This is a genomic window from Kitasatospora sp. NPDC030952 (genome assembly GCF_055571335.1).
On record NZ_JBVIFM010000024.1, the window covers coordinates 24,063 to 50,081 of the forward strand.

18 protein-coding genes are annotated in these 26,019 nt (G+C 75.6%); 10 read left to right on the top strand and 8 right to left on the bottom strand.

Going from position 1 to position 26,019, the window contains the following annotated elements; genetic code table 11:
• Positions 1–6: 6 nt before the first annotated feature.
• Complete coding sequence (locus tag ACZ47G_RS31990) at positions 7–771, top strand: D-Ala-D-Ala carboxypeptidase family metallohydrolase (RefSeq protein WP_465748703.1); 765 nt, start codon at positions 7–9, stop codon at positions 769–771.
• A 102-nt stretch (positions 772–873) separates the two neighbouring features.
• Here the strand turns inward: ACZ47G_RS31990 and ACZ47G_RS31995 are convergent, their stop codons facing one another.
• The gene (locus ACZ47G_RS31995; RefSeq protein ID WP_465748705.1) at positions 874–1,419 is read right to left on the bottom strand and encodes a helix-turn-helix domain-containing protein; all 546 of its coding nucleotides are present in this window, start codon (positions 1,417–1,419) and stop codon (positions 874–876) included.
• Between the two features lie 377 nt (positions 1,420–1,796).
• Here ACZ47G_RS31995 and ACZ47G_RS32000 point away from each other — a divergent pair, with 377 nt between their 5' ends.
• A complete protein-coding gene (locus ACZ47G_RS32000; RefSeq protein WP_465748707.1) occupies positions 1,797–2,861 on the top strand; it encodes a DUF2690 domain-containing protein in 1,065 nt (354 codons plus the stop codon).
• A 48-nt stretch (positions 2,862–2,909) separates the two neighbouring features.
• On the opposite strand, the gene ACZ47G_RS32005 is transcribed toward ACZ47G_RS32000, so the two are convergent.
• The 5 genes from ACZ47G_RS32005 to ACZ47G_RS32025 form a co-directional block, all read right to left on the bottom strand.
• Positions 2,910–3,869 (bottom strand): phosphatidylinositol-specific phospholipase C, encoded by a 960-nt coding sequence (locus ACZ47G_RS32005; protein WP_465748709.1) that lies wholly within the window; start codon positions 3,867–3,869, stop codon positions 2,910–2,912.
• Between the two features lie 78 nt (positions 3,870–3,947).
• Entirely contained in the window at positions 3,948–4,691 is a 744-nt protein-coding gene (locus ACZ47G_RS32010) for a class I SAM-dependent methyltransferase (RefSeq protein ID WP_465748711.1), read from the bottom strand.
• A gap of 128 nt (positions 4,692–4,819) precedes the next feature.
• Positions 4,820–5,065: a hypothetical protein gene (locus tag ACZ47G_RS32015; RefSeq protein ID WP_465748713.1), complete on the bottom strand. Its 246-nt coding sequence runs from the start codon at positions 5,063–5,065 to the stop codon at positions 4,820–4,822.
• A gap of 149 nt (positions 5,066–5,214) precedes the next feature.
• Entirely contained in the window at positions 5,215–6,558 is a 1,344-nt protein-coding gene (locus ACZ47G_RS32020) for a glutamate-cysteine ligase family protein (RefSeq protein WP_465748715.1), read from the bottom strand.
• A complete protein-coding gene (locus ACZ47G_RS32025) occupies positions 6,555–8,087 on the bottom strand; it encodes a flavin monoamine oxidase family protein (protein ID WP_465748717.1) in 1,533 nt (510 codons plus the stop codon). The genes ACZ47G_RS32020 and ACZ47G_RS32025 overlap by 4 nt, the downstream gene beginning before the upstream one ends.
• Before the next feature lie 456 nt (positions 8,088–8,543).
• Here ACZ47G_RS32025 and ACZ47G_RS32030 point away from each other — a divergent pair, with 456 nt between their 5' ends.
• A complete protein-coding gene (locus tag ACZ47G_RS32030; protein WP_465748719.1) occupies positions 8,544–8,894 on the top strand; it encodes a hypothetical protein in 351 nt (116 codons plus the stop codon).
• A 155-nt stretch (positions 8,895–9,049) separates the two neighbouring features.
• Positions 9,050–9,673 carry a sigma-70 family RNA polymerase sigma factor gene (locus tag ACZ47G_RS32035; protein WP_465748720.1) on the top strand — a complete coding sequence of 208 codons (624 nt, stop codon included), beginning with the start codon at positions 9,050–9,052 and terminating at the stop codon, positions 9,671–9,673.
• On the opposite strand, the gene ACZ47G_RS32040 is transcribed toward ACZ47G_RS32035, so the two are convergent.
• On the bottom strand, positions 9,663–12,647 hold the full coding sequence (locus tag ACZ47G_RS32040; RefSeq protein WP_465748722.1) for an AfsR/SARP family transcriptional regulator: 2,985 nt from the start codon (positions 12,645–12,647) through the stop codon (positions 9,663–9,665). The genes ACZ47G_RS32035 and ACZ47G_RS32040 overlap by 11 nt on opposite strands.
• Positions 12,648–13,046: 399 nt before the next feature.
• On the opposite strand from ACZ47G_RS32040, the gene ACZ47G_RS32045 reads away from it, so the two are divergent.
• The 3 genes from ACZ47G_RS32045 to ACZ47G_RS32055 all read left to right on the top strand — a co-directional run bounded on the left by ACZ47G_RS32045 (position 13,047) and on the right by ACZ47G_RS32055 (position 19,194).
• Positions 13,047–13,514, top strand: coding sequence for a hypothetical protein (locus ACZ47G_RS32045; protein ID WP_465748724.1), 468 nt, complete (start codon positions 13,047–13,049; stop codon positions 13,512–13,514).
• 242 nt (positions 13,515–13,756) lie between these two features.
• Positions 13,757–16,417, top strand: coding sequence for an AfsR/SARP family transcriptional regulator (locus ACZ47G_RS32050; RefSeq protein ID WP_465748726.1), 2,661 nt, complete (start codon positions 13,757–13,759; stop codon positions 16,415–16,417).
• A 365-nt stretch (positions 16,418–16,782) separates the two neighbouring features.
• Positions 16,783–19,194, top strand: coding sequence for an ATP-binding protein (locus ACZ47G_RS32055; RefSeq protein ID WP_465748728.1), 2,412 nt, complete (start codon positions 16,783–16,785; stop codon positions 19,192–19,194).
• A gap of 25 nt (positions 19,195–19,219) precedes the next feature.
• On the opposite strand, the gene ACZ47G_RS32060 is transcribed toward ACZ47G_RS32055, so the two are convergent.
• Positions 19,220–20,551: a serine hydrolase domain-containing protein gene (locus ACZ47G_RS32060; RefSeq protein ID WP_465748730.1), complete on the bottom strand. Its 1,332-nt coding sequence runs from the start codon at positions 20,549–20,551 to the stop codon at positions 19,220–19,222.
• A 306-nt stretch (positions 20,552–20,857) separates the two neighbouring features.
• Between ACZ47G_RS32060 and ACZ47G_RS32065 the strand changes: the two genes are divergently transcribed.
• The 3 genes from ACZ47G_RS32065 to ACZ47G_RS32075 all read left to right on the top strand — a co-directional run bounded on the left by ACZ47G_RS32065 (position 20,858) and on the right by ACZ47G_RS32075 (position 25,869).
• The gene (locus tag ACZ47G_RS32065) at positions 20,858–21,850 is read left to right on the top strand and encodes a phospholipase D-like domain-containing protein (protein ID WP_465748732.1); all 993 of its coding nucleotides are present in this window, start codon (positions 20,858–20,860) and stop codon (positions 21,848–21,850) included.
• 83 nt (positions 21,851–21,933) lie between these two features.
• Complete coding sequence (locus ACZ47G_RS32070; RefSeq protein ID WP_465748734.1) at positions 21,934–22,890, top strand: alkaline phosphatase family protein; 957 nt, start codon at positions 21,934–21,936, stop codon at positions 22,888–22,890.
• 423 nt (positions 22,891–23,313) lie between these two features.
• Positions 23,314–25,869, top strand: a complete 2,556-nt coding sequence (locus tag ACZ47G_RS32075) for an AfsR/SARP family transcriptional regulator (protein ID WP_465748736.1) — start codon at positions 23,314–23,316, stop codon at positions 25,867–25,869.
• Positions 25,870–26,019: the final 150 nt, after the last annotated feature.

The window sequence follows — 26,019 nt, forward strand, 5'->3', positions numbered from 1 at the left end:
CACGTTGTGAACAACTCTTCCCTCGACCGCCGCGCCCTCCTGCGCTACGGCACCGGCGCCGTGGCCGCCGCCGGGCTCGCCGCGGTCGCCAACATCGGGTTCGCCCGCCCCGCGGCCGCCTACGGCTGGTCCGGCAACCTCAGCCAGGGTTCCTCCGGTTCGGCCGTGGTCGAGCTGCAGATCCGCGTCGCGGGCTGGGCGGCGGACTCCGCCTCGCAGACCTACGTGTCCGTGGACGGCTCCTTCGGCCCCGGCACCGCGGCCGCGGTGCGCCGGTTCCAGGCCGCGTACGGGCTGAGCGCGGACGGCGTGGCCGGCCCGCAGACCTTCGGCGTGCTCAACTCGCTGGAGAAGTCGGACGGTTCCACCGCCCACTTCAACTGGTCGGAGTTCACCAGCCACGACGGCTCGGGCTTCGGCGGCGGCAACGTCGGTGCCGACGAGGTCAAGGAGAACGTCCGCCGCACCATGTACAAGCTGGAGGCCCTGCGGAAGAAGGCCGGTGACCGCGCGGTCACCATCAACTCCGGGTTCCGCAGCACCTCGTACAACGCCTCGGTGGGCGGGGCGAGCAACTCCATGCACACCTACGGCGTGGCGGCCGACACCGCGGTCTCCGGCCTGTCGACGCTCGACGTCTACCGGATCGCCGAGACCTGCGGCTTCTCCGGCCTGGAGACCCACACCGTCTCCTGGCAGCACGTGGACAGCCGGATCGAGCACTCCAACTACGGCTCCGGCTTCTGGTGGTGGCAGGACGGCGTGGCGTAACGGCGAGCGCCCCCACGACAGCGGCACCGCGCCCTCCCCACGGGGCGCGGTGCCGCTGTCCTTGTTCTCGTGCTGCTGCTGTGTACCGGCTACCGCGGTCGGTCAGACCTCGCGGCGCAGGCCCCGGCGGCCGGTGGCGACCAGCACCCCGCCCGCCCCGAGCGCCAGCGAGACCAGGGCCAACCCCTTCAGCAGGGTCGCCTCCCGGCGGTGCGGGCACTCGGCGTGGGCTTCCTCGGTCGGCCCGCGGTCGGCCGACCCCTTCTCGCCCGGCCCGCCCTCGGGCGAGCCGCCCTGGAGCGGCCCGTCCTCCGTGGGCCCGTCGGCCGGGTCGGTGCCGGGCGCCTCGCCACCGGGCGCGGGGGTGCCCGGAGTGAGGAACGTGACGCGGCGGCTCTCGGCGAGGTGCCAGAGCTCCAGCAGGTGCTCGACATCGCCCCCGCAGACGGACGCGATGCTCAGCACCGCGTCCCGCGGGGGGAACTGCTTCCCGTTCACCCAGCGCTCCCACGAGGACTTCGCGTAGTGGGTGCGCTCGCTGAGCCGGACATAGGTGAGACCGGACAGGTTCTTCAACGACTGCAGCTCGTCGGCGAGCTGATCGGCAGGTGACGGTGATGTGATCTCGGACGCGTGGTGGCGGCCCATGAGGTTCTCCCCGAACTTCCTCTGAGATGACCGTTGTTGTGCATGGATCCCGTTGCGCCGGGGTGCGCTCGTCTGCTCTGACGGCTACGAGGTCTTTGCCCGGACCAGACCCGGCGTTGACCTCGGGGCTACCCGGTGCGGCCAACTCTGCGCGATCGTGCACCGATCTTCGACCGTCTCCGTTGGTTCTGAGACGATGCGCCGCGCCCCCAGGCCACTGACCTGGGAGTTGAGACGCCGAAGTGGAGACGGTTGAGACGATCGGGCGGGCGCGATGGGAAACTGGCGAGGGCGGGAGCCGGAACGCGATTAAACTGATCATCCTAAAGAAGATCAGTTCATGCCTGCCGTCGACCCGCCAGAGGTGCCCCCCCACGATGAGTCAGCCCTGGAAACCGCTCCCTGACGACCTCTCGGAGCCCGCTCGGCGTCTGGCCGAGGAGCTGCGAGCGGTCAAGGACGCGCACCGGATCTCGTTCGCCGAACTCGGCAAGCGGACCTACCTCAGCAAGGCCTCCTGGGAACGCTGGCTCAACGGCAAGCGTCTGATCACCTCCCAGGCGCTGGACGGCCTGATCGCCGCGGTGGACTGCGACGCCGAACTGCTGACCTCCCTACTGCGGCAGGCCGAGGCCGCCCGCGAAGCGAACGAGCCGACCGGGGCCGCGCCCGCCGCCCTGCCCGTACCGGCCGCCGACTCCGCCGCCCTGCCCGTACCGGCCGCCGACTCGGCCGCCGTGCCCGCGGCCGCCGCCAAGGCCGTCCCGGTGCCTGTCCCGCTTCCCGTCCCCGTCCCCGTCGCGGCGCCCGCGACCGTGCGTGGTGCCGGGTGGCGCCGGACACCGACCCTGGTCCTCGCCGCCGTCGCCGCGGTCGCGGTGCTCGTGCTGCTCGCGGGCCTCTACCTGCACGGCCGGGGCGGCGACAGCGCCGCCGCGGCGGCGACCGCCGGGCGTCCGGCCGCCACCGCGACCCAGGCCGTGGCGAGCACGACCGCGCCGGCGCACCCGCTCTGCCAGGGCCTCGGCTGCGCCGGCAAGGACCCGGCGGCCATGGGGTGCGAGGCCGACGACCGCACCCTGCTGACCGGCAACATCGGCAAGGTCGTGCTGTACGTCCACTACAGCCCTCGCTGCCGGGCCGCCTGGGCCGGGATCACCGACGGTGCCCCCGGGGACACCGCCACCATCACCACCGGCATCGGCGGGCAGGAGACCGCCCTGATCCACTGGGGCTTCGACAACTACTCGATGATGGTGGACGCCGGCGCGCCCGACACCACCCTGCGGGTGTGCGGCCACCAGCCGGACGGCGACGGCTGCACCGGACTGGTCACCGACCCGGCCACCCGGGCGGACGTCCTGGTCCCGTCCACCCCGACCCCGGTGAGCGGCGCCCCGACCCCGGTGGCCGCCACCCCGACCGCGACGCCGGGCTCCTGAGCGGGCCCCGGCGGCCGGGCGGCGGCCGCCGGGGCGCTCCGGTGCCCGTCAGACGAAGTTCTTGTCGATCAGCATCTGCAACACGTTCACATGGAAGTCCGGGAAGTCCATCGGCACGATGCCGAACCGGGCGCGCTGCCCGGTACGGGCGCTCAGGTACGGGTAGACGGCACGGTCCATCAGGGTCTGCGAGCTGGTCTTGGGCCAGAAGCCGCCCGCATAGCTGAGGAAGTTCACGAACATCCTCGGGTGGCCCGGGTTGAGGAAGGCCTTGTCGAACTGGGCGACGATGTCCCGGCCCTTCTCGCCCAGCGGGTCGAGCCCGCCGATCTGCCAGACGTCCTGGGTGTCGAACCAGTCGTTCTGCCCGCTGGACCAGCCGATCAGGCCCCACGGGTTGGCGAAGTCGGCGAGCAGCACGACCTTGCCGCGGGCCGCGCCCAGGGTGGGCCAGCCGTAGAAGTGGAACAGGCCGCGGTAGCCCAGGTCGTCCAGGTAGTGGTTCACCCGCCGCTGGAACTCGGCGTCGTCCAGGGCCTGGCCGCCGGCGTGCTCGTTCTTCAACCGCATCAGGACGGTCTCGCCCGGGTGCGCCTGGAGGAAGGACCGGCACTGGTCCAGCACGTCCTGGAGCCGGAGGTGCTGGTAGGCGTCGGAGTGGTAGATCCCGAGCTCGTCGGGCGCCCCCTCCAGGCCGTTGCAGCGGATGTCGAGGAAGCGCACGCCCTCCTGCAACTGCTGGGGCAGGCCCCAGTTCTGGGTGTGCGACCACTCGGTGCCGTACCGGGGGTCCTGGCAGCAGGAGTCGTGGGTGCCGGGGACGGTGAGGTCGAGCAGGGAGAGGTTCCCGTCCAGCCGGCCCATCCAACCGTCCGTCGGCACCCCGCCCGGAGTGGTCGAGGTGCCCGCGGCCCAGGCCGCGGACGGCACTCCGAGCAGGCTCCCGACCGCGGCCGCACCGCCGGCCCCGACGCCCCACCTGAGAAGATCACGACGTGCGATGCCCATGGACCGGCTCCCTCTGCCCCGTGCGGCTCTGACGACTTGACCCGACACTCCTCGAACGGGGCCGCCGCGTCAACGGGTTCAGCGCGGAGCCGGCTCCCGCCCGTCCGGGCCGACCACCAGCCACCAGGCCGGCAGCTCGATCCGCTCGCCGTCCGGGGTGAACTCGGTCAGGGACAGCGGCAGTTCGCCGGAGGCCAGCACGGTCAGGCCGGCCGAGCGGAACAGCCCGTCGAAGGCCGCGTCGGCCACCTCGGCCGGGGCGAGGCCGTGGGCGAAGACCGGGCGCAGCTTCGGGGGCGGCCCGGCCGGATCCTTGGCCAGCCCCTGGAGCACGGCCTTGGCGGACTCGGCGAGTTCGACGACGAAGGCCCGGCCGCGCGACCCGAGCAGGGTCGCGACGGCCTCGGCGACCGGGCCGCGGTCGGCCGGGTCGCTCTGGTGGATCACCCCGCGCACGTACACGTCGGCATCGCCCAGGCGCTCGTGCAGGGCCCGGACGGCGGCCGGGTCGGTGGCGTCCAGCTGGGCGAACTCGGCCAGCTGCGACCGGTCCTGGCGCCGGGCCAGCCCGACGGCGGTCTCGGAGAGGTCGACCCCGACGGCCCGGGGGAAGTGCTCGGCGAGGAAGCGGGTCTGCCGGCCGTTGCCGCAGCCCAGGTCGACGACGGGTAGCCGGGGCTCGCTCAAGTAGGGCCTGAACAGGGCGAGGTGGCGCTCCGCGGTGCGGGCCGGATCGGCGTCCCAGATCACCGAGCCGGGCTCCTCGGGCGCCTCGCTCCAGAAGCCCTCCCAGGCGTTTCGGTACCGACTCGTCACGCTCATGGCTGGGACCTCCGGGTATCACGCACAGTGCCGGGGTCGTGTCTATCGGTCGCGGACGCGGGAGGGCAAGGACCTCGGGCCCGACCGCTCGCGTGGCGTCGGGCCCGAGGCTGCTGATGGCGGTCGCCTCAGCGGCCGGGGTGCCGGTCGGCCTCCGTGGCGGTCGTCCCGTCCGCGCGGGTGACGGGGTGCCGGTGGGCGTGCGGCCCGGCCGGGCGGGCGGTCGAGCGCGGTGCGCCCAGCGCCCCCAGCACGGAGCTGTCCAGCGGGCTGGCGGACAGCCGTTCCAGCACCCGCGCGCACGCGGCGCGCAGCCCCGGTCCCCGGTGGCGCACGTCGGGGACGACGGAATGGAACCCAGCGAGGACGGACATGCGGATCACCTCCGGAAGGACCTGCGGACCTGCAGGTACGTCCCTCAGCTTGCGCCGCTCCGGCCCGCGGGTGAACCCGGATTGACGAACTGCTGACGGGCCACTGACGGGCCTCTGACGGGCTGCTGGTGACCGCGCCCGAGCCGGCCTCAGACCCGGTGGGCGGCGACGTAGCGGGCCGGGTCCCGGCCGAACTCGCCGTGCCAGCGCCCCAGGCACTGCTCGGCGAAGGTGCGGCCGGTGGCGACGATCTCGTCCAGCGGGTCCAGGTAGCCGGGGACGTGCGGCGGTTCGAGGCCGGCCGCGACCCGGGCGGACAGTCCGGTGCGGGCCAGGCGCAGCAGTTCGGCGGCCAGCGGGCGGACGGGGTCGCCGCCGAGGCGGGTGGCCAGGCCCTGGACGGGCAGTTCGGCGAGCGCGGTGCGGTGCTGCGCCAGGGTGTAGTGGCCGAGCAGGTCCCAGGCGGCGGCGAGGGAGGCGGGGTGGTAGCTGAGGCCGGTCCACAGGGCGGGGACGGCGGCGGAGTAGGGGTGCGGCGGGCCGTCGGCGCCGCGCAGTTCGAGGGTGCCGCGGACCCGGGTGTCGGTCCAGAGCTGGTTCAGGTGGGCGGCCCAGTGGGCCGGGGTGGGCTTGCCGCCCTCCGGGTAGCCGTGCCGCAGGAGTTCGGCGAAGGTGCGGTCGGGCGCCGGGTGGTAGCGGCCGGCCGGGTCCCGGTAGTGGATCAGCGGGATGTCCAGGGCCCAGTCGATGACGTCGTCCACGGTGACGCCGGGCCGCAGCGCGGGCGGCAGCACGCCGCTGCGCTGCGGGTCCATCCGCAGCCAGGACCAGCAGCGGTGGGACAGCAGGCCCTCCGAACGCCCGGCCTGGAGGGGGGAGTTGACCAGTAGGGCGGAGACCACCGGTGCGGCGGCCGCCTGGGTGCGCAGCTTGCGGGTGAAGTCCTCGGGGGAGAGGTAGTCCAGGGTGACCTGGGTGGACAGCGACAGCGCCATGATGTTGCGGGCCCGGCTGCCCGCCTCGCCCAGCCCGGCGAAGTGCTCGCGCATCAGGGCGCCCCTGGTCATCGGCACCCACTCCATGTCCGCCGGGCGGTCGAACGGCAGGTAGCCGCCGGGCAGCAGGGCCAGGCCGAACCGGTCGGCCAGTTCGGCGAGTTGCTCCAGCGCGGCCCGCAGGTCGTCCACCGCCTTGCCGACGCCGGGGGCGGGCGCGGAGGAGTACTCGAGCTGGCCGCCGTGCTCCAGGGTGATCTGGCTGCCGTCCGGGCGCAGCACCCCGGTCAGCCGGCCGGTGTCCTCCTGCCGCTCACCGCCCCACCGGGCCAGCACCGCCTCCAGGACGGCCAGCACACCGCGCTCCCCGGAGTAGCGGGCGGCCAGTCCGGTGGCCGGGTCGACCAGGCCGCACTCCACCTCGATGCCGACCTGTTCGCGGCGGGCCGGGCGGAACGGGGCGCGCAGGTCCGCGCGGGTCAGCTCGTGGTCCGTCACGCGGTGCTCACCCGGGTGGCGATCCGGGGGTGGCCGGCGCGGTCGAGCAGGGCGCCCACGGCGTCCAGGGCGGACCGGGCGGCGCCCTGGCACCAGGCGTGGGCGCCGGACAGGTGCTCGCCGGCGAAGAAGATCCGCGGGTCGTCGGCGGGGTGCGGGGCGCCGAGCACGGTCAGGTAGCGGGTGTGCTCGCCGGGCGTCAGGTGGGCGAAGGCGCCGCCGCCCATGCCGGTCTGCACGTCCCAGTCGCAGTGCAGGATGTCGTCGACGTCCGCGGTGATGCCGGGGTGCAGCCGCTCCAGGCAGTCCAGTACGAGGGCGTCCCGGTCGGCCGGGGGCAGCGCGGTGAAGCGCCGGGCGTTGGCGCCCCACAGGTAGGCGCCGAGCAGGGCGGTCGGTTCGGACGAGCGCAGCGGGTCCCGGACGGCCCAGTGCGGACCGGGGCTGCCGTTGACGCCGTCCTCGGCCAGCACCGCGTTGTCCGAGGGGTACCAGCACTGCTGGATCGGCAGGTCGGTGAAGCTCCCGCCGCCGTGGATGCCGTCCTCCAGCTCCCACCGGCGCCGGGTCAGGTGCAGCACGGTCTTGGTGCTGCTGGCGTAGCTGATGCCGCGCACGGCGTGCCGCTGCGGGTGGGGCAGGCCGGGGCTGACGGTGATCCGGTCCAGGGCGGGCGCCGGGACGCAGCACACCACGTAGTCGGCGTGGTCGTGCAGCGGGGCGCCGAGCCGGGTGCCGCGGAGCCGGACGCCGTCCGGGGTGAGGGCGAGTTCGTCGATCCGGGCGGACAGCCGGACGCTGCCGGGGCGCAGGGCGTGGACGAAGGCGCGGATCAGCGCGTCCAGGCCGTCCACCAGCTCGACCTGCCCGCGGTGGAACAGGCCGAAGTAGTCGACCAGGACCTCCAGCAGCGAGGACTGCTCGTAGTGGGCGAGGCCGCTGGCGTGGCCGAAGAGGTCCCAGGCGTCCTGGGACAGGTGCTCGTGGACGAACTGCCAGAGCGAGACGGAGGCGGCCCGCTCCAGCGCCGGGTCGTCCCAGTGGCCGGCCAGCGTGCGGGCCTGCTGCTCGGTGGTGAAGGTGCTCCACACCGAGCCGAGCAGCCGGTCCAGCAGCGGCCCGGGGGCCTGCCGCTCGGCGGGGCGCAGCGCGTACGCGGGGAACAGCGAGGCCACGTCCTGCACCCGCGCCCGCCGGCCGCGCAGATGGTAGTAGGCGCGCGGGTTGGCGTTGACGAACGGGCGGGTCTGCAGGCGGAACCGGGAGACGTAGTGCAGCACGCAGTGGTGGTTGCCGGGGATGCGCATGGCGCCCAGGTCGACGTGGGTGCCGTCCCAGAAGCGGTGGGTGCGCACCCGCCCGCCGGGCCGGTTCGCCTGCTCGTAGACGACGACGTCGAAGCCGCGCCGCTGCAGCTCGTACGCGCTCACCAGGCCGGCCACACCGGCGCCGACGACGGCGATCCGGCCGCGGGCGCCGGCCACCGGGGCCAGCAGGGAGGGCGGGAACGCAAAGCTCGTATCAAACATCGACACCGCACCCCTCTGGCGACCGGGACTTCCGCCCCAGCCTCGGCCAGGCCCCGTTCGTGTGCCACTCGGCGGCGCCGGTGCGGGTGACGCGGCCCGGGTGCGCAGGGCCAATATTGTTACCGGGTGAACCGGGCCCCGGGGCCGACCGCACCCGGGTGTCCAGGGTGGACGGGCCTTCGCGCGGAGGGCCGAACGTGCCCTGACGTATTCCGCGGGCGGCGCGGAACAGCCCGACGAGGAACCGCACATCGGCGGCACCCACCACCACCTCCGGCCGGCCGGAGGCGCCCGCCCCCCGGCCGGCCCCGCGCTGTCGGTACACCTGGCTAGGCTCGGCTTCGGAGTGGACGAGGACAATGTGGTGGGTGCTGACGGGTGACGTCCGCAGGGCGGGGCTGAACCCCGCTCGGTGGGGGGCCCGTTGAGCGGGACGGGACAGGACGGGAGCACGGGATGGAAGCGGACGGGCCGGAGCTGCGGGCGTACGTCGCGGCACTGGTGCGGATGGGTGCGCCGGTGGTGCCGGGGCCGTCCGGGCTGGCGGTGCCGGCGGGCAGTGCGGACGAGGTGACGGCGGTCGCCCGGCGGTTGGCGCTGGTGGTGCTGCCGGAGCGGGGGTGCCGGCCGGAGCCGACGCCGGGGCTGCTGGGGCTGGCGCGGGCGCTGGTGGTGGACGAGCACCCGTCGGCGTCCGGGTGGACGGTGGCGGAGCGGGAGCGGCTGGCGGGGTGGGTCGCGGTGCTGATCGAGCACCGGGGCGAGGACGGGGTGGAGGAGTTGGTGCGGGCGCTGAACGGGGAGTGAGCGCGGCACTCGTCGACGGGTCGGGTGCCCGGCGGGCGGGCGTTGGCGGATCGTTGGCCGGTCCTTGGCGGCGCCCGGCAGTCTGCTGGAACCGCCACGGGGGATGTCCGGCGGAAGCCCTGCCATGTGCCCTTGCCCGACCTGAGAGGTAGCGCGTGTCGAAGCCGTCCGTCGCTCAGCCCACGTCCGTAGCCCAGCCGCCGGCCGGCCCCCCGGCCGACCCCGCGGCCACCCCGGAGCCGGCCCCGGCCCGGCCGACCCTCGACCCCGACACCCTGGCCGAGATCCACCGGCTGCACGGCGGCTACCTGCTGCGCGCCCTGCTGCGGGCCACCCGCGGCGACCACGGCAAGGCCGAGGACATCCTCCAGGAGACCCTGCTGCGCGCCTGGCAGAACCCGGCGGCCCTCGCGGCCGGCCCGGCACACAGCCGCCCCTGGCTGTTCACCGTCGCCCGGCGGATCGCCATCGACCACTACCGGATGGCCGCCGCCCGGGCCAAGGAGGTCATCGGCGAGCCGGTGGAGGACCGGCCGGTCGCCGACGACCCGTACGAGCAGGTGCTGGTCGCCCGGGACATCGCGCTGGCGCTGCGGCGGGTGCAGAAGCACCACCGGGAGGTGCTGGTCGAGCTGCACCTGAAGGACCGTTCGGTGCTGGAGGCCTCGGTCGAGCTGGGGGTGCCGCCGGGGACGGTCAAGTCCCGGAACTTCTACGCCGTCCGGGCGCTGCGGCCGGTCCTGGCGGCTGAGCACGGGTACGCGCCGGTCACGGGCTGAGCGTCCGGACCTCGTGGTGCGGGGCACCGTGCCGGTCGCCGTGCGGTTCTCCGGCGTCGGTGCCGGTGCCGGTGCCCCGCACGATGTCGGTGCCCGGCCCGGCGTCGGCGCGCAGGCTGAGGGAGGCCTCCAACCCGGCGGTGAACTCGCTGCGCCGGCCCGCCAACCGGTCGTGCCGGCGGAACCGCTCCAGCGCCGAGGCCAGCCGCGCGCGCACCTCCGGAGCGCGGCCCCGGGCCACCAGGTGGGCGGCGTAGGACTGCTCGGTGACGGCGTGCAGGTAGAGCAGCCCCGCCTCCTCGCAGGCGGCCAGCAGCCGGTGCCAGGCGAGGTCCGCGGTCTCGTCCCGGACGGTCGGCGGCAGCGACTGGGCCTCGGTCAGCAGCGACCACAGGTGCACCTGGGTGACCGGGCGGGGCGGCAGCAGCTCCCGAGCCTCCTGGGAGCGGAGCCGGGCGCCTGCCGGGTCGCCGGTCGCCAGACTCACCCAGCCCTGGTGGACCAGGGCGTCGACCAGCCGCTTCCGGTTGCCCGACTCGACGGCGAGCGCGGTCGCGTCCGCCGCCAGCCGCCGGGCCCCGGCGGAGTCCCCGAGCATCGCCGTGACCAGCCCCAGGGTGGCCAGCGCGCGCACGCGCGCCGAGGCCGCGGCGGGCCCCTCGGCGGACTCGGCGGCGGCCACCCCCCGACGGGCCGCCTCGGCGGCCTCGTGGCGGCGCTCCAGGGCGACCAGTGCCTGCGCCCGGCAGTTGTGCAGGAAGGCCGCCGCCACCGGGTCGGCGCAGCGCTCGGCCGCGGCCAGACCGGTGTCGGCGCGGGCCAGCCAGTCGGTGAAGCGGCTGGCGCCGTAGTAGAGCGAACCGGCGGTCAGGGCGAGCCGCCAGGCCCGGTCGGGGCGGGTGAGGGCGGTGGACTCGATCAGCGCCCGGACGGCGGGCTCCTCGGCGCGGAACCAGTCGAGCGCGCTGCGGATGTCCACGGCGGAAGGGACGGGCGGGACGGGCGGGGACGGCCGGTCGGGCCGGTCGGGCCGGTCGGGCCGGTCGGGCCGGAGTGGCTCGTCGGGCGCCGGGGTGTCCTCCTGGCCGGGGTCGAGGAGGCCGCCACAGTGCAGCAGCGCGGCCTGGTAGTGGTCCAGCAGACGGGTGCGGGCGTGCTCCCGGTCCTGTGCGGGCCGCTCGGCCAGCAGGTCGGCGGCGAACAGCCGGACCAGCTCGGTGCGCTGGTAGCGGCCCGGGGCGGCGCCGGTGAGCAGATGGCGGGAGGCCAGGTCGCCGAGGGCCCGGTGGGCGGTCGCGGCGTCGGTGCCGAGCAGTGCGGCGGCGGCCGGGCCGTCCACCGCGCGGCCGGGGTGGACGGCCAGCAGGGTGTGCAGCTCCGCTGCCTCGACGGGCAGTTGACGGTACGTCAGTAGAAGTTGCTGCCGCAGACCGGTGCCGCCGTCGATCTCCAGGGCGGCCAGGCGGGTCTGCTCGTCGGCGAGTTCGGCGACCAGTTCGGCGACCGTCCAGCTCGGGTGGGCGGCCAGCCGGGCGGCGGCGATCCGCAGGGCCAGCGGCAGGTGCTCGCAGAGCCGGACGAGTTCGGCGGCCGCCGCCGGATCGGCGGCCAGGCGTCCGGGCGTCAGCAGGTGCGCCAGCAGGGCCAGGGCGTCGTCCTCGGGCAGCGCGGTCAGCCGCAGCAGGGCGGCGTCGTCGGTGGCGACCAGCTTCTCCAGGGAGCCGCGGGCGGTCACCACGGCGGCGCAGTCCGGGCCCTCGGGCAGCAGCTCGACCAGCTGGTCGGGGTCGGCGGCGTCGTCCAGGACCACCAGCAGCCGGCGGCCCCTGGTGTGCTCGCGGTAGCGCGCGGCGCGGTCGGCCCGGTCGGCGGGGACGGCGTCCTCCGGAACGCCGAGGGCGCGCAGGAAGCGGCCGAGGACGGCCCCCGGGTCGGCCGGGCCGTCCGGGTCGAGGCCGCGCAGGTCCGCGTACAGCACGCCGTCCGGGAATCGGTCGACGGCCCGGTGGGCCCAGGCGGTGACCAGGGCGCTCTTGCCGGTGCCGGCCGGGCCGACCACCAGGGCCGGTCCGTCGGTGGCCCGGTCGGGGGCGCAGGCGCGGTCCAGCCACTGGGTCTCGGCCGTGCGACCGATCACGTCGACGCGTCGGCGGGGGAGTTGGTTCGGGGCCCGGTGGAGCGGTACGGCGGCCGGGGGAGCGGGGACCGGGGCGGCGGCCACCCGCACCGCCTCCGGATGGTCGTCCGCCAGCACCTCGGCGAAAGCGGCCCGCAGCGCCGGTCCGGGGCGGATGCCCAGCTCGCGGTCCAGCCGCAGCCTGGTCCGGTGGAAGGCGTTCAGCGCGTCCGCCGGCCGCCCGGCCTGGTGCAGGCAGCGCATCAGCAGCGCCACCAGCTCCTCGCGCAGCCCGTCCCGCCGCACGTTCTGCTCCAGCACCGCCACCGCCGCCGCCCCCGTGCCCTGCCGCAGCCGCAGCTCGGCCCAGCGGAGCAGGGCCGCGGTGGAGGACTGCTTCAGGTGGTCCACCGCGGCGGCCCGCAGCGGGGTGTCCGGGAGGTCCGCCAGGGCCTCGCCGCGCCACAGCTGCAGCGCCTCCTCCAGCAGCCCGATCGCCTCCCCGACGGCCCCGCGCCCGGCGAGCTCCCCGGCCAGCCCGGTCAGCCGGGCGAACCGCAGCGCGTCCACCTCCTCGGCCGGCCCGCTCAACAGGTAGCCGCAGGCCCGGGTGTGCAACTCGAACGGGGAGTCGGCCAGCACCTTGCGCACCGCCGCGACGTGCCCCTGCACCGCGGCCCGCGCACTGGCCGGCGGACGCTCGCCCCACAGCAGCTCGCAGAACTGGTCCATGGTCACCACCTGGCCCAGCCGCAACGCCGGCAGCGCCAGCACCGCCCGCCGCTGCGACCCCGCCAGGGTGGCCAGGCCGCCGGTCGCGACCTGCAACTCCACCGGCCCGAGCAGCCGAATCCGCACCAGTACTCCCACCTCGCCGCACCCGAGAACCGTCGGCGGCCTGCGGGGTGGAGAAGTGTAGTGCGCACACATGTCCTGCCCGTGCCCGGACGTCGGTCGTCGGTGGGGCCGCCGTGGATAGAGAGTCCGTAGGGGTGCGGGATGGTTGCCTGCGGGGGCGGAGCGGTGTGGCGGGGCGGGGCGGGCGGCGGTGCGGTGCTGGCGCTGCCGGCGGTGCGGGGCGGTGCGGCGGGGCCGGTTCGGTGTGGCGGTCGAGGGGATGGTGCGGTGCGCACGCGTGTGCGGCCCCGGGGTGGGCGTTCGCCGACGGTGGGCCCGCCGTGGACGGGGAGCGGGCCGGGGTGCGGTCCGAGGGGAGCTCGCCTGCGGGGGATCGGCGCGTCCCGGTAGCGTGCGGGCATGGACGAGACTCACGGGAGACACGTGAACGCCCGGTTCGAGCGGCTGGCCCAGCGGGTCCGCGACGAACTCGCCGCCGCCGGGCTGCCGGTGGTGGCCCCGGGCCTGGACACGGCGCTGGCCGTCGGCGCGGAGGTCCGGGTGAGCACCTGGAACCAGCACTTCGGCGAGGAGCCGGAGGTGCTGGTGAGCTGGCACACCAGCCCCCGGCTGCGGAGCCGGGCGGCGGACCCGGGGCGGGACGGGGAGCCGACCGGGGCGGCCCGGCAGGCCGACGGGATCCACACCGCGATGGCCGCGGCGGTGATCGCGATCCTGACCGCGGCCGGCTTCACCGCCCGGGAGCAGGGGGACGACTACGCGCCGTTCGACGTGCTGGTCCTCGACGGCCCGGACACCAGGACGCCGCCGGCCTGGTCCGACCCGGCGGAACACCCGCGGCGGACGGTCGGCGAGCCGGTCGTCTGAACCGCCCGGCCCCGGCCCGTCGTCTCCTCCTAGGGCGTGTCTGACAATTCGCGTCGCGCGCCCGGCGGGAATCGTCAGACACGCCCCAGGGCGTGCCCCGGCGTCGCGCCCCCGGCGGGAATCGTCAGACACGCCCTGAAGGCACCGTCACGGGCACTCGGGGAGTGATAGCCAGCAGCCGGGAGTACCGAGCCGGGAGTACCGGGGCGGGCCCGAGACCCGTGGCACGGGGGAAGGAAAGCATGGAGATCGAGCTGCTCGGACCGATGGCGGTCCGGCGGGCCGACGGCACCGAGATCACGCCCTCGGCGCCGAAGCGGCGCGCCCTGCTGGGGGCGCTGGCCACCCGGCTGAACCAACCGGTGGGCGCCGAGGAGCTGATCGAGCTGGTCTGGGACGGCGCCGCGCCGCCGACCGCGCGGGCCGCGCTGCAGGGCCATGTGGCCGCGCTGCGCCAGCAGTTGGACGATCCCCGGCTGATCCTGGGCACCCGCGGCGGCGGGTACGTCCTGGAGGGCGACGCGGACCGGGTGGACCTGGTGCGGTTCGGCGCGCTCTGCGACCGGGCCGGGCTCCTGCTGCCGGGGACCGTCGCCGGGGCCGGCCCGGACACCCCGGCCGTCCCGCTGCTGCGCGCGGCCCTCGACCTGTGGCGCGGGCCGGCGCTGGTCGACTGCGGGTCCGCCCTGCTGCGCGAGCGCACCCTCCCGTACCTGACCGACCTGCGGCTGCGCGCCCTGGACCGGCTGGCGCAGGAGCTGGTGCTGGCCGGTCACGGCGGTGAACTGGTCGCCGAGCTGACCGAGGCCGCCGACGCCCACCCCAGCCGGCAGCCGCTGGCCGCCCGGCTGGTCCAGTGTCTGGAGCAGGCCGGGCGCGGACCGGAGGCGCGGGCCCGCTACGACCACGCGGTGGCCCGGCTGTCCGGCCCGCCCGGGCCGGAACTACGGCTGGCCGGCGAGCAGTTGGCGCGTCACGCCGTGCCCGACCGGCGCTTCGTCGGCCGCGCCGCCGAACTCGCCCGGCTGCACGAGGCCCTGGGCGTGGCGGCCCGGACCGGCCGCCCGATCCTGGTCACCGGCCCGGCCGGGGTGGGCAAGTCCGGGCTGGTCCAGCACTGGGCGGCGCAGCGCTTCCCCGAGGGCGTGCTCCACGCCGACCTGCGCGGCACCCACCCGGACGGCCCGCGCGAGCCCGCCGACGTCCTGGCCGGCTTCCTCGCCGACCTCGGCGTCGACCCCGGGGCCGTCCCCGCCGATCCCGCCGAGCGCGCGGCCCGCTACCGCGAACTCCTCGCCGACCGCCGGATCCTGATCCTGCTGGACGACGCCGCCGACTACCGCCGGCTCGCCCCGCTGCTGCCCGGCCCGCCCGAGCCCGGCAGCACCGCCCTGGGCCCGGTCGCCGTCGTGACCAGCCGCAACCGGCTGCGCGAACTGCTGGTCCACGAGGACGCGCTCGCGCTCCCGCTCGGCCCGCTCGGCCCCGAGGACGCCCGTACGCTGCTCGCCCGCGCCCTCGGCCCCGACCGTCAGGCCACCGGCCCGGAGGCGGACGCCGAACTCGCCGAACTCGCCGAACACTGCGACCACCTGCCGCTGGCCCTGCGACTGGCCGCCGCCCGGCTGGCCGCCCGCCCGGACTGGTCACCGGCCGACCTCGCCGCCGAACTCGCCGACGAGCAGACCGGCCTGGCCGCCCTGGCGGGCGTCGGCACCGAACGCGGCCCGACCGGCGTCACCGCCGCCCTGGACCGCACCTACCGGGCCCTGCCGCCCGCCGCGGCCCGGCTGTTCACCCTGCTGGGGCTGCACCCCGGCGCGGAGATCGACACCGCCACCGCCGCCGCCCTCGCCGACCTGCGGCCCGCCGCCGCCCGCAGCCAGCTCACCGTGCTCGACGCCGTCCACCTGCTGGCCGAGACCACCCCAGGCCGCTACGCCCGCCGCGAGCTGGTCCGCCGCTACGCCGCCGGACAGGCCGCCGCACTGGACTGCACCGAGCGCTTCGGGGCGCTCGACCGGCTCATCGCCCACTACCTGCGACTCACCGACCCCTGGAGCGACGACGACGCGGCCGAGGCCGGCACCACCCGGCCACCGGCCTGGTTCCGCCGGGAGGAAAGCGCCCTGCGCGCCGTCGTACTCTGCGCCGAACAGTACGGCCGCACCGGCGCCGCTTGGCAACTCGCCCACCGGATCAGCCTGTTGCACGAACGGTCGGACGAGGCCGCCGACCGCGACCGGACGCACTGGCGGGCCGTCGCCGAGATCGGGCTGCGCGCCGCGCACGCCGACCGCGACGACGCCGCGCTCGCCCGGCTGGGCACCGACCTCGCCGTCCTGCACGTCCGCCGGGCGGCCCACCGCACCGCCCTGGAGCAGCTGGACGCGGCGGTCGCCGCCGCCGACCGGGCCGGGGACACCCTGCTGCGCCACCACTGCCGCGACCGGGTGGCGGCCGCCCTGGTACGGGCCGGGCAGTACGACCGGGCGCTGCCGCTGCTCACCGACCTGGTGACCGCCGCCCGCACCCCGACGGCCGGACACCTGCTGGTCCGCGCGCTGACCGGGCTCGCCGAGGCCCTGGTGCTGGTCGGCGCCCCGGAGAGGGCGCTCGCCCACGCCGACGAGGCGGTCCGCCTCGCCACGGCCGGCGGCCGTCCGGGCGGGGTGGCGGCGGTGCTCGCCACCCACGGCCGGGCCCGCGCCCTGCACGCCCTCGGCCGCCGGGACGCGGCACTGTCCTCGGCCCAGCTCGCCGTGGCCCTCGGCCGCACCGTCGGTGACGCCGCCGTGGAGGCCCGCTCGCACGGGCTGCTCGCCGACCTGCTGACCGAACTCGGCCGCAGTGTGGAGGGGGCGGAGGCCCGACAGCGGGAGCAACTGCTGGGGCGGGCCTGAGGGTCCGCTGGACGCTGCCCTGGCGGAAACGGGCGGGCGGAGGCGGACGGGCGGGGCGGGCGGAGGCGGGCGGGCGAGGTGCGCGCTCCGGGAGTGCCTGCCGGCTGGGCACCGACCGCGGTCCCGCGTGCACAACTGCCTTCTGTGCCGGGCGCGCAGGCGGAACTACCGGCGGTTCTGGTCGGCGGAACCGGACGCCGGGCGCCCATGTCCCGGGCGTCCCCGCAGGCGGGCGCCGGGTACGCGCACCACTTCCGCCGGGGCATACTTCTGCCTGAGGCGATCTGCCCGGCGTGTTGTCCGGCAGAACTGCGGCAGAACGGCGGCAGAGCGGCGTGCGTGCGGACCAGGGGCGGGGCGGGGAGATGGCGGTTGCGAGTGGAGCCGGGGAGTTCGGCCACCTGTTGGCCGGGTACCGGGTGGCGGTGGGCCTGACCCAGGAGGACCTGGCCGCCACGGCCGGGGTCAGCCTGCGCGCCCTCGGGGACATGGAACGCGGCCGCACCCGGGGCCCCCAGCGGCGCACCGTCCAGGCGCTGGCCGCCGCGCTGGGGCTGGACGGCCCGCAGACCGCCGCCCTGGAGCGGGCCGCGCAGTCCGGCCGCCCCCGGGGCGTGCGGCAGGTGCCGTCGCAGGGCGCGGCCGCACTCCCGGCCACCCCGGCGTCGGCCGCGCCGGCGTCGGCCACCCCCGTGTCGGCCACCCCGGCGTCGGCCGCGCCGGGAGCCGTACCGGAGACCGCCGGAGGCCCGAAGCCCCCCGCGGCCTCCGCACCACCGGCACTCCCCGCGTCCCCCGGTGCGCTCGCCCTGCCGCGCGACCTCGCCGACTTCACCGCCCGCGAGCACGCCCTCGCCGATCTCGCCGCGCTCACCGCCGACCGGCACCCCGTCCACCCCCGGGTGGTGCTGGTCAGTGGTCAGCCCGGTCTCGGCAAGACCGCCTTCGCCCTGCACGCCGCCCACTCCCTGGCCCCGGACTTCCCGGACGGCCAGCTCTCGCTCGACCTCGGCGGCACGTCCGCCACCCCGCTGCCCGCCCGGGAGGCGCTCGGCCAGGTGCTGCGGGCCCTCGGGGTGGCGGACGGCGCGGTGCCCGCCGGGACGGAGGAGCGGGCCGGGTTGTTCCGCGCCCTGGTGCGCGAGCGCCGGCTGGTCCTGGTGCTGGACAACGCCGTCGACGAGAGCCAGGTGCGTCCGCTGCTGCCCGGCTCGGGGCCGGCCGTGACCATCGTGACCAGCCGGCACGCCCTGCCCGGGCTGGAGGCGGTGCACCGGCTGCGGCTCGAGGTGCTCTCGCCGGTGGAGGCCGCCGCCCTGCTGGCCCGGATCGCCGGGCCCGAGCGGGTCGAGGCCGCCCCGGACGCCGCCGCCGAGCTGGCCCGGCTGTGCGGCTACCTGCCGCTGGCGCTGCGGATCGCCGGTCAGCGGCTGGTGGCCCGTCCGCAGCAGCCGGTGGCCCAGCTGGTGCGCCAGCTCGCCGCCGAGGAGAACCGGCTGGACCTGCTGGAGACGGGGGACCTGGCGGTCCGCCCGGCCTTCGAGCTGTCCTACCGCAGGCTGCCGGCCGAGTCCCAACGGGTGCTCCGGCGTTGCGCGTTGACGGCCGGCCAGGACTTCACGGCGGCCGTGCTGGCCCGCTACGCGGGGCTGTCGGCCACCCGTACCGAGCTGGTCCTGGAGCAGTTGGTCGACGCCGGTCTGGTGCAGCCGGCCACCCCGGAGCGCTACCGGCTGCACGACCTGGTGCGGCTGTACGCGGGCGAGCGGCTGGCCGCCGACGAGACGGCCGAGGCGGTGGCCGGGGCCCGTACGGAGGCCGGGAGCTGGCTGTTGCGCGAGGCGGCGGCCCACGGCCTGCGGTTCGACCCGGACCACGCGGCGGCCGAGGGCGCCGGAGCGGTCGGCGGCCCGCCGGTGGCGCTGACCGAGGCGGCGCGCTGGCTGGAGGACGAGCACCCGGAGTGGCTGGCGGCGCTGTACCGGGCGCAGCGGGAGGGCCGGCACCGGGAGGTGATCGACACCGCCGAGGCCATGCACTGGTTCTCCGACCGCCTGCTGAGCTGGGACCTCTGGGGCGAGGTGTTCCAGCTGTCGGTGGACTCGGCCCGGGCGAGCGGGGACCGGCGGGCCGAGGCGGTGCACGTGAACTACCTGGCCTGGACGTACGTCACCTGTCTGCACCGCTACCAGCGCGGCATCGAACTCGCCGGTGAGGGCCTGGAGTTGGCCCGGAGCCTGGGCGACCACGAGCAGCAGGGCTGGGCGCTCACCTACCTGGGCGCGGGGCTGCGACACCTCCAGCGCTACCGGGAGGCGAGCGAGAGCTACCAGCGGGCGGCGGAGGCCTTCGCCGAGGTCGACAACCGGGCCGCGCTGATCGGCCGGCTGGTGACCCTGCGCGGCGCGGCGACCTGCCTGCGCCTCCTCGGCCGGGCCGAGGAGGCGGTGGACTCCCGCCGTCGCGCGCTGGCGGGAGCGCTGGAGCTGGTGGAGCGCTGGTCCTCGCCGCTGATGCATCTGCTGGCGGCCATGACGGCGCACGAACTCGGCCAGGACCGGGCGGCGTTGAAGCGCTGGCCGGCCGCCGAGAAGGCCTACCGGCAGGCGCTGGTGCACTACGAGGCGATCGGACGCCCGGACAGCATGACCAAGACCCTGACCGAACTCGGCACCGCGCTGATCGAGCAGGGGCGGGCGGACGAGGCCCGGGAGATCCTCACCGAGGCGCTCACCGACCTCAGCGCGGACGGCCGCCGCGGCCGGGCCGCCCCGTAGCGGGGGCCCGGCCTCGGCGCACCGGTCAGATCCGGGTGTCCTCCACCACCGGCAGCCACCGGTCGTCCGGTCCGGCCTGGCCGCCCTGTCCGGCCTCGCCGTCGTGGCTGCCCTGGACACCCTGGACACCCTGGGCGTCCCGTGCCGCCGGGGCGAACGAGCGCGGCGCGGCGGCCGGCTTCTTGCCGCAGAAGGCCGGCTCCAGCGCGTTCATCAGACCCTGGGTGACCGAGCCGTTGTTGGAGGCGTTGGCGAAGACCACCACCGAGCGCCGCCCGTCCGGGGTGGTGAAGGACTGGGTCTGGTAACCCTGGACGATGCCGCCGTGCCCGTACACGTCCCCGCAGGTGAGCGAGATGCGGCGGAGCCCCAGCCCGTAGGAGATCTTGGCGGTCGGGGTGGGCAGGGCGGACTCCATCTGCCGCAGCGAGTCGTCGGAGACCAGGCCGCCGTTGCCGCCGGCCATCAGCGCGGTGAGGAAGCGGTCGAGGTCATCGGCGCTGGAGATGACGGCGCCGGCGCTCCACACCCAGGAGCCGGTCTGCTCGGTGGAGTCCAGCAGCGGCTTGGTGCGGTCGTCGTTGGTGAGGTAGCCGGTGATGTGGTGGCCCGCGATCCGCTGGTCGGGGACGACGAAGGAGGTCTGCTCCAGGTCGAGCGGTTCGATGATCCGCTCGCGCAGCACGTCGGCGTACGGCCGGCCGGTGAGGTGCTCGACGGCCATGCCCAGCAGCACGAAGTCGGTGTTGGAGTAGGAGTAGCGGCTGCCGGGGGTGTACTGCAGCCCGTGCTTGACGGACATCGCGACCATCTCGGCCGGGGTGTACACCTTGGTGCGGATCCGGGCCTCGAAGGCGGCCGTGGTCTCCTCGCCGGACTGCTCCAGCAGGTCGTTGGTGTGGTCGTAGATGCCCGCCCGGTGTTCCATCACCTGACGGCCGGTCATCGTCCAGCCGTCCGGCAGGGTGCCGGCCGGGAGGTAGTCGCGCAGCGGCTTGTCGAGGTCGATCCGGCCCTCCTCCGCCAGCTGCATCACGAGAACGGCGGTGAACATCTTGCTGTTGCTGCCGACCCGGAACCTCCACCCGGAGTTCATCGGCGTCCCGTTCAGGTCGGCCTTGCCGACGCTGAGGGACCGGGTCCGGTCGTCGTCGCCGTGGTCGCGGATCACCGCGAAGGCGCCGGGGGCGCCCGCGCCGGTGGTGGCCTGGAGCGCGCTGAGCACCCCGGCCGTGTCGGGGGTGGGCAGGGCCGGGTCGCTGCGGTCGGCGGCCAGGGCGGGGGTGGCTGCGGTCGCGGCCAGGACGGCAGCGGCGGCGGCCACCGCGAGGGGACGCAGAAGGCTGGTCTTCGCCATGTTCCTCGGCTCTCTCGTGAGCTGACGCGCTGTCGGGATCGCGTCGTACGAAGATCACTATCACCGGAAGGGGCGGATCGTGGCAATGTGAACGCGATTGCCCGCCTCATCCGTTCTCGGGGCGTCTCGCCGGCCGCACCGTTCGTTTCCCGGGCCGGGGGCAAGGTTTTACCTCCCGTCGTCTACCCGCGTTGACCGGCGCGCCCGCATCCTGTTCGAGCGCCCGTTCGTCGTGTCCACGTCGTGCGCCGCGCGTCCCCCGGTGCCCCCGCGCGCCGACCTCCCCTCACCGACCACGGAGTCCCCATGCCCCTGGCCACGTTCGCGCGCCGTGCCGGTGCGCTGCTGCTCGTCGGCGCCGGCCTGATATCCGCCTCCGGCACCGCCCACGCCGACACCGTCACCGGCACGTACTCGACGCTCGTCTTCCCGGACCAGGACCACAGCGCGGTCTACAGCCTCATCAACTCGGCCACCACGTCCGTCGACGTGACCATGTACGAGCTGCGCGACACCACGGCGGTGAACGCCCTGATCGCCCGTCAGCACGCCGGAGCGCGGGTCCGGGTGGTCCTGGACGGCAAGCACAGCTCGGTCAACGGCGCCGCCTACACCGCCCTGAAGGCCGGGGGCGTCGGAGTGACGTACTCCTCCTCGGCGTTCGTCTACACCCACCAGAAGACCGTCACCGTGGACGGCGCCAAGTCCCTGATCCTGACCGGGAACCTGGACTCCACCTACTACTCCAGCAGCCGCGACTACGGCGTCCTCGACACCGACGCCAACGACGTCGCCGCGATCGAGCAGGTCTTCGCCGCCGACTACGCCAAGACCTCGATCACCCCCTCCGACGGCGACAACCTGGTGTGGTCGCCCACCGACTCCCAGGACCGCCTGCTGGCGCTGATCAACGGCGCGCAGACCTCCCTGGACGTCGAGGAGCTGGAGTTCGGCGACCCGGCCCTGGTGGACGCCGTCACCGCCGCCGCCAACCGCGGCGTCACCGTCCGCGTCGTCGGCATGAACCCGAGCTCGTACGGCTCCTCCTTCGACGAGGTCACCGGGGCGGGCGCCAAGGTGGTCACCTACTCCTCGACCACCGGCCTGTACATCCACGCCAAGGCCATCGTCGCCGACTACGGCACCGCCACGGCCAAGGTGTTCGCCGGCTCGGAGAACTTCTCCGACAACTCGCTGAACAACAACCGCGAGCTGGGCCTGATCGTCTCCGACTCCGGGGTGCTCGACACGATCGAGTCGACCTTCGCCACCGACTTCGCCAACGGCACGGCCTACTAGGCCGGGTCGGCACTCCGGGTAGTTCCGTCACCTCCCGTCCGGGCGGCCCCGCAGCGGGGCCGCCCTCCACCCGAGGAAGCGTCATGACTTCGTCCGCGAAGCCCCTGAACGAGCCCCAGAACGAATCCCCGAACGAGCCCCTGAACGAGTCCCCGAACGACGGCTCCCGCCGCCGTTCCCGCCGCACCGCCACCGCGATCGGCTCGGCCGTCGCGCTGGTCGCGGCCTCCGCCGGACTGTGGGCGGCCACCGCCACCACCGCCCAGGCGGCCGGGCTGCCCACGCCGGACCACATCGTGGTCGTGGTGATGGAGAACCACGCCTACAGCCAGGTGATCGGCAGCAGCAGCGCGCCGTACCTCAACAACACCCTGAAGGCGGGCGGCGCCAACCTCACCCAGTCCTACGCGATCACCCACCCCAGCGAGCCGAACTACTACGCGCTGTTCTCCGGCTCCACCCAGGGCCGGGTCGACGACAGCTGCGTGACCGTCGGCGGGTTCCAGGCCCCGAACCTGGCCTCCGAGGTGCTCGCCGCCGGGAAGACCTGGGCGAGCTACAACGAGTCCCTGCCCAGCCAGGGCAGCACCACGTGCAGCAGCGGCAAGTACGCCCAGAAGCACAACCCCTGGTTCGGCTTCGGGAACGTGCCGGTCAACACCGCCAAGACCTTCGCCCAGTTCCCGACCGACTACACCACGCTGCCCAACGTGTCCTTCGTGGTGCCGAACCTCTGCAGCGACATGCACGACTGCTCGGTGAGCACCGGCGACACCTGGATCAAGAACAACCTCGGCGCCTACGCCACCTGGGCGCAGAGCCACAACAGTCTGCTGGTCGTCACCTTCGACGAGGACAACAGCCTGTCCGGGAACCGGATCCCGACCCTGCTCTACGGCGCCCACGTCACTCCGGGCAGCAGCAGCGCCACCACCTACAACCACTACAACGTGCTGCGCACCCTGGAGGACCTCTCCGGGGCGAGCGGGCACGCGGGCAACGCGGCCGGTGTGACGGATGTCACCGGCATCTGGAACTGACCCTCGGGGGGCCGCATCGGGCCGGACCGGCGACCGTTCCGCGGTCGCCGGTTCCGGCAGTCCGACCCCGGCCGGGGGCGTCCCGCCGTGGCGGCGTCCCCGGCGTCCCCGCTGCCCGGGGCGCCCCGGCGGCGCCCGCCGGTCAGCGCGCCGCAGGCCACGGCCCGTACCCGCACCGGCTCGGCGCTCCGTACGCCCCCGTCGGCCGGGCCTTCCCCGCCCCTCCGCCACCGCCCCGGGCGGCGCTTCCGCCGAGGTTTCGGCCACCGCCGAATCCGGAACGCCACGGCCCCCGAGGACGTTGACCCGCCCACGAGAGATCAGCACCCCGCCCGGCCGCCGGGCCGGCCGGGGACAGCGCGGTCCGACACCCACGGTCCGACCGGCCGGAGGGCGGGCCGTGGCACGGGGAGGAGTCGCGTGGTGCGGTACGGGATCCTGGGGCCCTTCGAGGTCCGGTTCGACGGCGTGACGGTGACGGTGCCGCGCCCGCGGCAGCGCGCCGGGCTGGCCCTGCTCCTGCTCAACGCCAACCGCCCGGTCGGCATCGAGCGGATGGTGGACGCCCTCTGGGGCGGGGCCCCGCCGCGCACGGCCCGCGCCCAGGTGCACACCGTGGTCTCCACCCTCCGCCGGGCCCTGCCGCCACCGGCCGCGCAGGCGCTCACCCTCGAACCGGTCGGCTACCGGCTGGCCGTGCGGGAGGAGGAGTTGGACGCGGCGCGGTTCGGCGTGGCGCTGGCCACCGCCCGGCGACTCGCCGAGGAGGGCCGGGTGGAGCAGGCGGTCGACCGCCTCCGGCAGGCGCTGGCGCTGTGGCGCGGTGAGGCCCTGAGCGGCATCGACACGCCGTTCGCCGCCTCGGCCCGGGCCCGGCTGGACGAAGAGCGGTTCGCCGCCCACGAGTTGCTGGCCGACCTGGAGCTGGCCCGGGGGCGGCACCGCGAGCTGGTGCCGGAACTCACCGCGTTGGCAGGGGAGTTCCCGGCCCGCGAGTCCATCGCCGAACGGGCCGCCGCCGCCCTCTACCGCTGCGGACGGCAGGCCGACGCGCTCGCCGTCGTCCGGGCCACCCGGCAGGTGCTGGCCGAGGAGTACGGCCTCGACCCCGGCGAGCGGCTGCTGGAGGTGGAGGGGGCGATCCTGCGGCACGACCTGCCCATGGGCCCGCCCGTGGACCCGTCGATGGACCTGTCGGTGGACCCGCCCGCCGACCGGCCCGCCGAGCTAGCCACGGAACCGTCCGCCGAGCTAGCCACGGAACCGGCCGCGGAGCCCGGCACGGGACCGGCGGCGGAGCCCTTCGCGGGGCTGCCGGAGCGGGTGCCGGCCCTGCCCGTCCCGGCCCAACTGCCCCAGGTCACCTCCGGTTTCGTCGGCCGCCGGGAGGAGATCGACCGCCTGTCCGAGCTGTCCGGGGCCGGCCCCGAGGCCAGCCGGATCGTGGCGCTGACCGGGCCGGCCGGCGTCGGGAAGACCTCCCTGGCGGTGCGCGTGGCCCAGGACCTCGCCGCCCACTACCCGGACGGCCAGCTCTTCGTCGACCTGCACGGCTACGACCGGGAGGAGCACGAGGCCCCGGCCAGGGTGCTGGAACGCCTGCTGCTCGCCCTCGGCGTCCCCGGCCCGCTGATCCCCCACGACGAGACCCTCCGGGAGGACCTCTACCGCTCGACGGTGGCCGGCCGCCGGCTGCTGGTGGTGCTGGACGACGCCCGCGACTTCGCGCACGTGCGCCCCCTGCTGCCGAGTTCGCCGCAGAGCTTCACCGTGGTCACCAGCCGGGGCAAACTCGGCGGCCTGGTCGCCACCACCGGCGCCGTACCGCTGCGGCTCGGAGTCCTGTCGCCGACCGACTCGGTCGAGGTGCTCGGCCGGATCGCCGGCCGGGACCGGGTCGCCGGGGCGCCGGACGCCGCCGGGGAACTCGCCCGGCTCTGCGGCGGACTGCCACTGGCCCTGCGGATCTCGGCCGTCCGGCTCGCCGAACGGCCCGAACTGCCGCTCTCCGGCCTCGCCGCGGAACTCACCCCCGAGGACGAGCGGCTCACCGCCCTCAGCCTGCCGGACGGCGAACTGACCGTCTCCCGGGTGCTGGAGCACACCTACCGCCGCCTCCGCCCGGATGCCGCCCGGCTGCTGCGGCTGCTCGGCCTGCACCCGGCCGAGTCGGTGACGGAGGCCGTCGCGGCCGCCCTGCTCGGCCCGGCCGACGCCCCGCTCGCCGCCTCCGGGACACCCGCCCGGCCGCTGCTGCGGATCCTGGAGTCGCTCCACCTCATCGAGCCCGCCGGGACGGGCGGGCGCTACCGGATGCACGACCTGGTCCGGCTGTACGGCCGTCAGCTCGCCGCCGAGGACGAGGCGGACTCGGCCGCCGCCCGGGACCGGATGTTCGACTGGTACCTCACCGTCGCCGACGCCGCCCAGCGGCTGATGGCCCCGGCCGCCCCCCACGTACCCGTCGAACCGCGCCACCGCTGGCAGGGCCCGCACCCCTTCGAGGGGGCGGCCGAGGCCCGGGACTGGTTCGAGGCGGAGGCCGGCACCCTGCTCGCCCTCACCCGGCTCGCCGCCTCGATCGACGATCACCGCACCACCTGGCAACTGGCCACCGTCCAGCAGACCCACCTGATCGGCAGCCACGGCCTGGACACCCTGGTGGAGACCCAGCAGCTCGGCGAGCGCGCGGCCGTCCTGGCGGGCCACGGCCCGGCCGCCGCGGCGCTCGCCGGCAGCCTGGGCATCGCGTTCGCGATCCGGCGGGACGAGCGCGCCCGCGAGTATCTGCTGCGGGCCGTCAGCGGGTTCCTCGCCCTGGGCGACCTGCGCCGCGCCGCCGCCACCCGGCTGTACCTCGGCGACCTGGACGGCGGGACCGCCCACCGGCTGTGCCTCACGGCGCTCGGCCGCCCGGTGGGCGAGGACGCGGAGCACCTCGAACGGGCCGTCCGGGAGCGGCTCGCCGAGTCGGCCTGACCCGATCCGCCCGGCCGGGCCGGCGGAAAGGCGCAGCTCGCGACGGGTGGGGCGGGCGGGTAGCGGATGGATAGCGGGCGAGTAGTGGGACCGCTGAGGATGGTGACCACGGCCCCACCGGACCAGACCCGGCGGGGAGCGCGACGGACC